This is a genomic window from Coleofasciculus sp. FACHB-712 (assembly GCF_014695635.1).
Taxonomy (GTDB): domain Bacteria; phylum Cyanobacteriota; class Cyanobacteriia; order Cyanobacteriales; family FACHB-T130; genus FACHB-T130.
The window spans coordinates 1-7214 of the sequence record NZ_JACJOQ010000039.1 but is presented as its reverse complement, the minus strand read 5'-3'; the positions used below and the strand labels follow the sequence as shown (position 1 = coordinate 7214).

The window sequence follows — 7214 nt, the reverse complement described above, 5'->3', positions numbered from 1 at the left end:
AAGGTAGTCAAATCAAGTGCTTCCCAAGGATGGGGACTCAGTTGACGAGAGGCAGAGTGCTGCTCTACATCAACCGTGAAATGCTGAGTGCGATAAACCTGATGTTGTCCGCCCTGACGCAGGCTACGCCGAAGTAACGCCCGAACTCTGGCAACCAGTTCTCTAGGGCTGAACGGCTTGACAAGGTAATCATCAGCACCCGTAGACAGACCAATTACCCGGTCAATTTCTTCCCCTCTAGCCGTTAGCATCAAAATATAGGGATCTTTCGCTCCTGGTTTCTGCCGTATTCTGGCACACACTTCCAGGCCATCCAAACCCGGTAACATCAAGTCGAGAATGATTAAATCTGGTTGTTGCTCCTGAAAAACTTGTAAAGCTCTCAGACCATCGCGACTCAGATGACAGGAAAACCCCTCTTTTTCTAAAGTTATTTGGATGAGTTTAGCAATTTCCGGTTCATCCTCAACAATCAAAATATCCATATTGCTCAAGAAACATATAAAGATAATAAAAAAATTCTTTCTATGTCATTTTAAATTCATCCATCTGGTGCAGAACCAGCAAATAATTCTGCAAGGATTGGATTCAGTGATGATAAACTATGAAACCTTAACTTACTCAATCCTAAGCTAAGTAATGTTAAACCAGTTCCTTCTGAGATTCTCAATACTTCGATAGTTCTAATGGTAATTCGGGGCTTTGATAGGCTCCAATCGATCGCGCTTCTTTCTCGTGCGAATACACCAAACTCAGACTCAGCAAGGATTTTAGCCTATCATTTTGTAACTCGCTAGAGTTCAAGCCGCTGTAGTGCAAATGGTGAAAACGCGCTACCGAACGTTAACATAGCCCCAGCGTTGGGCAATCAAAGACAAGGCTTCCGGGAGTTGAGAAGCTTGTAATATTGAGCTAAGCTACTTGGATAAGTTTAATATTTGCTTTAGCTATAGCGGTTACTTTTTGAATATTTGGTTTAGCCACAATGGTTACTTTCAGAACCCTGATAATTAAGAATTAAGGAATTTAATTTTTAATCTTTTGGACGCATTGCCTCTCGACCTAGCATCATCATTCCCGCAACGCCCAAGCAGACAAACCAAATATACTGATACCAATATTCCCGGACCTGCTCAACAGGGCTAAGTTCTGGATGCAAGAGATACAGATAAAGCAGCAACAAAACCAGAAAAAGCGCCCCAAATCCCGAAAAAGTCAAACCAATTAGAATACGAGCTGGTTTCAATTCCTCATCGCTGATTTCATCCAAGTCAATCTCTGCCAGTTGGTTGAGAGATTCATCAGCCACCTCGGAAGCATCTTGCAAACTGATTGCCACTGGCGGCGGCAACACTGGCGACAGAGTTGCTAAGGTTTTGCGTCGCAGCAACCCTTCGGTGTCTCGCAGAAACTCCAAAGGTGTTAGCGTCGCAGCTCCGAAGGCGCTTCGCTCTGGTGGTTCAGCAAATTCAGTTGCTTCGGGCATTGAGGTTGCAGTAACTTCTGGTTCAAAATCCATCGCTTATTTCAATCCCTAATCGGAATTATAAACTTATGCCGACGCCTAACATTCTTTTAACCTGAAAGCCTTTGTCATGTCACATCAAATTTGTCAGATTTTGTAGAAACTGCCTCGCGCTGCCAAGCCGCCGAGACAGTTTCTAGGAAACAATCAAAGTGGTGAATTTTCTAAACTTAGACGACACCGATGCTAGGACTAAAGTAGCCCACCCTACCCTCTAAAAGCCCAATTTTTCCAACACCGGATGAGTTGAGACAATGTGTCTATCCAAACCGAGCTGCTTCGGGCTAATCCCCAGCGCCAGAGAAATTAACTGGGGTAAATGCAGCACTGGCAAACCTAACTTATGCCCGATCGTTTTTTCAACCTCCGGTTGACGAGAGTCGAGATTTAGATGGCATAGGGGACAAGGCGTCACCATACAATCAGCACCCGCATCGAGGGCTTCTTGAATATGCAACCCCGCCATCTTGAAAGATTGCGTGGTCGCATAGCTGGAAAGAGGCCATCCACAACACTGGGTGCGTCCTCGGTAGTAAACTGGCGTCGCCCCTACTGCCCGAAACACATTTTCCATCGATTCGGGTTGGAGAGGGTCGTCATAGGGGATATGAGTTTGGGCGCGGAGCAAATAGCAGCCATAAAATGCCGCACACTTCAACCCAGCTAGTTTGCGGCTAACTCGATTTTGCAACTCCTCTAGTCCATAATCGGCGACTAATGCCCAAAGCAGATGTTTGACTTCTGTATTGCCTTGATAAGGAGAACAGCCTTCTTTCTTCAGTAAGCCATTCACTTGTTCTATATAAGCCGGGTTTGATTGTTGGGAGTCCTTCAAACGCTCATCCACATGACCAATTACGCCCTGGCAGGTACTGCAATGGGTTAACAACGGCAGATTCAGTTCTTCTGCTAGAGCAATATTGCGAGCGTTTACCGTATCTTCTAGCAGTTGAGAATCTTCTTTGTAGGTACCAGAACCACAACAAGCAGCTTTTTTTAGCTCAATCAGTTCGATGCCCAGGGCTTGGGTGAGGGCTGCTGTAGACTGGTAAAGCTCCCGGCAAGCGCCTTGAGCAACGCAGCCGGGAAAGTAAGCATATTTAAGAGTCGGGGATGCCATATTTTGACGAAAGACCAAAGGCAATTCAGAAGGACTGAGAATTTCAGGACTGTTAGCGTAGCGGGGCGTTAGCTCGGACTGAGCCGAGGAATGTCAGGAATCAGGAGGAGCAAAAAAATTACTTTTTTCTTTTTTTCACTCAGTCCGCGCTTTCACGCCTCTACGCTAACAGTTCTCAGCACTTCCTTTACCCCTATCATCGCTTGTTCATCCCATACTGGGGGCAACTGGTGACATTCGTTTAAGTTTCAATAGAACAGTGCCACTTGGAGAAGCGACTATCTATCGCTTTTGTTGTCCCCTCTTTCAGATAAGATGAAGAGATGCTTAGAACCGTATAACCCTAAGAACATAGCTTGAGGGAATGGGTAGAGGATCAATATGAGCCAAGAGGAAATTTTTGCAAGAGTCAAGAAGATTGTGGTGGAACAACTGGAGGTTGCACCCGACGAAGTCACGCCACAAGCTAACTTTGCTAACGATCTGGGAGCGGATTCCCTCGATACGGTTGAACTCGTAATGGCATTGGAAGAAGAGTTTGATATCGAAATTCCAGACGAGGCAGCTGAGCAAATTGCCACCGTTCAAGCCGTTGTGGACTACATCAGTGGCAAAGTGGCGGCTTCGGCATAAATAATCGTGCTGAATGCTGTAGGGGCGGGTAAAGAAGAATTTTCTTCGGGCGCGTTAATTAAAACTAATTAAAACTCGGTGCAAAACTCGCCCACAGGGAAGTCCTAAGTTGAAAATAACAATAGATACTTAGTTCTGAGTCTTCTTTCCTCGGTCCTATTACTGTTTTGCGTTTTGGGTGCAAAACCCATCTATTACTGGCATAATGACAAATTTTGAACGGAAGCGCGTTGTTGTAACAGGTCTCGGCGCGATTACACCGATAGGCAACACTTTGACAGATTATTGGTCAGGGTTGTTGAGCGGCACAAATGGCATTGGTCCGATTACATTGTTCGATCCTTCCCGGCATGATTGTCGCATCGCTGGTGAAGTCAAGGGATTTGACCCCCACACATACCTGGAGCGTAAGGAAGCAAAGCGGATGGATCGCTTTGCTCAATTTGCGGTAGCTGCGAGCAAGCAGGCGATCGCAGACTCTCAATTTGTCATTAATGAGCTGAACGCAGAACAAGTCGGCGTCATCATTGGCAGCGGGGTGGGCGGTCTTAAAGTGTTGGAAGACCAGCAAGAAATCTACTTGAGTCGTGGTCCCGACCGCTGTAGCCCGTTTATGATTCCCATGATGATTGCCAACATGGCAGCGGGTTTAACGGCAATCCACACGGGTGCCAAAGGGCCAAACTCTTGCCCGGTGACAGCCTGTGCCTCTGGCTCTAACGCGGTGGGAGATGCCTTTCGCCTGATTCAAGGGGGATATGCCCAAGCGATGATTTGTGGTGGCAGCGAAGCCGCCGTGACACCTTTATCGTTGGCTGGATTTTCTTCAGCACGGGCACTTTCGACGCGCAATGACGACCCGGCTCATGCTTGTCGTCCTTTTGATCGCGATCGCGATGGCTTTGTCATGGGTGAAGGCGCTGGCATTTTAGTTTTGGAAGAACTGGAACACGCCTTAAGCCGTGGCGCTCGGATTTATGCAGAAATTGTCGGCTACGGCATGACTTGCGATGCCTACCATATGACTGCACCCGTTCCAGGTGGTGAAGGAGCTAGTAGAGCCATGCAGCTAGCTTTGAAAGATGCAGGATTGGCTCCCGATCGAGTTAGCTACGTCAATGCTCATGGAACCAGCACACCAGCCAACGATGTGACTGAGACAGCAGCAATCAAAAAAGCTTTAGGTGAGAGTGTTGCCTACAAAGTGGCGGTTAGCTCCACCAAATCGATGACGGGGCACCTGCTAGGGGGTTCTGGCGGGATTGAAGCAGTTGCTACGGTGATGGCGATCGCCCAAGACCAGATCCCTCCTACCATCAACCTGGAAAACCCCGATCCGGGTTGTGACCTGGATTATGTACCCAACAAAAGTCGCTCTCAAACCGTCGAGGTGGCGCTGTCGAACTCTTTCGGGTTTGGCGGTCACAACGTGACACTCGCATTTAAAAAGTACAGATAGGGGCGATAAAAATATCAGTGGGTCGGGTGAAGGAAAAAAATTTAATCCTTCACCCTTTATAATTTATCGTGTTTCTCACAAAGTACGGGATCTCCCATTCCGAATCGAGATGGGGTAAGCAAGACCACCTATTTCGATGGAATGGCGATCCCTTAATACTGCCCACGACTTGCCCATCCATCCGGCTAATGGGATGATCGGTTAATGGGTGCTTAGGGCGATCCAGAGCATTCAACTTCCCGCTCAGCCAATTAGCGTGCTAAACCGTCGTTAAGTAGAAGAGATTATGGCCGTTGCAACCCAATCACTCGAAGAACTTTGTATTAACTCCGTCCGCTTTCTGGCGATTGACGCCGTAGAGAAGGCAAAATCAGGGCATCCAGGGCTACCGATGGGCGCGGCTCCAATGGCATTTGTGCTTTGGGACCGCTTTATGCGGTATAACCCAAAAAATCCCAAATGGTTCAATCGCGATCGCTTCGTCCTCTCTGCCGGTCACGGCTCCATGTTACAGTACGCCTTACTGTATTTAACTGGTTACGAAGATTTAACGATTGAAGACCTCAAGCAGTTCCGGCAGTGGGAATCGAAAACTCCCGGTCACCCGGAAAACTTCATGACTCGAGGCGTAGAAGTCACTACAGGTCCCCTCGGTCAAGGAATTTCTAACGCTGTAGGCTTAGCAATGGCTGAAGCTCATCTAGCAGCTAAATTTAACAAGCCCGATCATACGATCGTAGACCACTACACTTATGTAATTTTGGGTGATGGTTGCAACCAAGAAGGCGTCTCTGCCGAAGCTTGTTCCCTAGCCGGACACCTGGGGCTGGGCAAACTGATTGCCCTGTACGATGACAACAAAATCACCATCGACGGTCACACCGATTTATCGTTCACCGAAGATGTCGGCAAGCGCTATGAAGCCTACGGCTGGCACGTCCTAACCGTAGAAGACGGCAACACCGACCTAGAGGCAATTCACAAAGCAATTGAAGCCGCTAAAGCTGTTACTGATAAGCCTTCATTAATTAAAGTTGCCACTACCATTGGTTACGGTTCTCCCAATAAAGCCAACACCCACGGCGTACATGGTTCTGCCTTGGGTGGGGATGAAGTGAAAGCAACTCGCGAGCATCTGGGTTGGGAATACGAGCCTTTTGAAGTTCCAGAAGATGCCCTCAACCATTGGCGCAAGGCAATCGAGCGCGGTGCTAAGTATGAGGAAGAGTGGAATAAAAACTGGGAAAATTACAAAGCCAAATATGAAGAGGAAGCTGCTGAATTAGAACGGCTGATTAGCAACAAACTGCCAGAAGGTTGGGACAAAGTTCTCCCCACCTACACCCCAGAAGACAAAGCAGATGCTACCCGCAATCACTCTGGCAAATGCTTGAATTCTCTAGCTGGAATTTTACCCGAACTCTTGGGTGGTTCAGCTGACTTGGCTGGTTCCTGCATGACCTTAATCAAGAGTTCTGGCGACTTCCTCAAAGGTCACTACGAAAATCGCAACCTGCGCTTTGGCGTCCGCGAACACGGTATGGGAGCGATTTGTAATGGCATTGCTCTGCACGGCACAGGTTTGATTCCCTATGGAGCAACCTTCTTAGTCTTTGCTGACTATATGCGGGCAGCGATTCGTCTCTCAGCGCTCTCTCATGCGGGCGTGATCTGGGTAATGACCCACGACTCAATCCAGTTAGGTGAAGATGGCCCTACTCACCAACCTGTGGAAACGATTGCCTCCCTGCGGGCTATTCCCCAGCTAACGGTAATGCGTCCTGCTGATGGAAACGAAACCTCTGGTTGTTATAAAGTGGCGATTGAGGCAGCTAACCAGCATCGTCCGACCCTTCTGGCGCTGTCTCGTTTAGCACAGCCCAACTTGGCTGGCACTTCGATTGAAGGCACCACTAAGGGTGGTTACATCCTTTCCGATAGCGATGGCACGCCTGAGATTATCTTGATTGGCAACGGAAGCGAACTGCAACTTTGCGCCAAGGCAGCAGACCAGTTGCGCGGTGAAGGGAAGAAAGTCCGTGTCGTTTCCCTGCCCAGCTGGGAGTTGTTCGACGAGCAGGATGAAGCTTACCGGGAATCTGTATTACCCAAGGCTGTCACTAAGCGCCTAGCTGTAGAAGCCGCTTCTAGTTTCGGCTGGTGCCGTTACCTCGGAAATGAAGGCGCGATGATTAGCATTGACCGCTTTGGCGTTTCTGCTCCAGGGCCAGTTGCTCTAGAGAAGTTCGGCTTCAATGTTGATAACGTAGTCGCGAAGGCGAAGGCTCTGTTGGGCTAATAGCTAGGAAATAGTCTCTTGTAGGGTGGGCTGAAAAGTCCCCCCTTTTTTATTCACATCTGAGTTACAGCAGATTGCAAGTTCATGAAGTACAGTAGCAGCAGTTTGTGAACCAGTTGCGTAGGTGTTTTGGATTGACTAAATCAAGTGCAGTAGCAAGCAAAGTATCAACCATTTT

The 7214-nt window shown here is 48.2% G+C and carries 6 protein-coding genes; 3 read left to right on the top strand and 3 right to left on the bottom strand.

Going from position 1 to position 7214, the window contains the following annotated elements:
• The 3 genes from H6F50_RS00705 to H6F50_RS00695 all read right to left on the bottom strand — a co-directional run.
• Positions 1–485: response regulator (locus tag H6F50_RS00705; RefSeq protein WP_190425200.1), on the bottom strand; the 485-nt coding region annotated here is incomplete at its 3' end.
• 548 nt (positions 486–1033) lie between these two features.
• Positions 1034–1519, bottom strand: coding sequence for a hypothetical protein (locus H6F50_RS00700; RefSeq protein ID WP_190413000.1), 486 nt, complete (start codon positions 1517–1519; stop codon positions 1034–1036).
• A 220-nt stretch (positions 1520–1739) separates the two neighbouring features.
• Positions 1740–2645 (bottom strand): CoB--CoM heterodisulfide reductase iron-sulfur subunit B family protein, encoded by a 906-nt coding sequence (locus H6F50_RS00695; RefSeq protein WP_190425197.1) that lies wholly within the window; start codon positions 2643–2645, stop codon positions 1740–1742.
• A gap of 381 nt (positions 2646–3026) precedes the next feature.
• On the opposite strand from H6F50_RS00695, the gene acpP reads away from it, so the two are divergent.
• From acpP to tkt, 3 genes are all read left to right on the top strand, one after another.
• On the top strand, positions 3027–3278 hold the full coding sequence (gene acpP / locus H6F50_RS00690) for an acyl carrier protein (RefSeq protein WP_190425194.1): 252 nt from the start codon (positions 3027–3029) through the stop codon (positions 3276–3278).
• A gap of 205 nt (positions 3279–3483) precedes the next feature.
• The gene (fabF, locus tag H6F50_RS00685; RefSeq protein ID WP_190425191.1) at positions 3484–4737 is read left to right on the top strand and encodes a beta-ketoacyl-ACP synthase II; all 1254 of its coding nucleotides are present in this window, start codon (positions 3484–3486) and stop codon (positions 4735–4737) included.
• A gap of 286 nt (positions 4738–5023) precedes the next feature.
• Complete coding sequence (gene tkt / locus H6F50_RS00680) at positions 5024–7036, top strand: transketolase (protein WP_190413004.1); 2013 nt, start codon at positions 5024–5026, stop codon at positions 7034–7036.
• Positions 7037–7214: the final 178 nt, after the last annotated feature.

What these genes read in the sequence shown, in the direction of transcription:
- H6F50_RS00700 (WP_190413000.1), bottom strand. Translation starts at nt 1,519, where the DNA reads ATGGATTTTGAACCAGAAGTTACTGCAACCTCAATGCCCGAAGCAACT.
- H6F50_RS00695 (WP_190425197.1), bottom strand. Translation starts at nt 2,645, where the DNA reads ATGGCATCCCCGACTCTTAAATATGCTTACTTTCCCGGCTGCGTTGCT.
- acpP (WP_190425194.1), top strand. Translation starts at nt 3,027, where the DNA reads ATGAGCCAAGAGGAAATTTTTGCAAGAGTCAAGAAGATTGTGGTGGAA.
- fabF (WP_190425191.1), top strand. Translation starts at nt 3,484, where the DNA reads ATGACAAATTTTGAACGGAAGCGCGTTGTTGTAACAGGTCTCGGCGCG.
- tkt (WP_190413004.1), top strand. Translation starts at nt 5,024, where the DNA reads ATGGCCGTTGCAACCCAATCACTCGAAGAACTTTGTATTAACTCCGTC.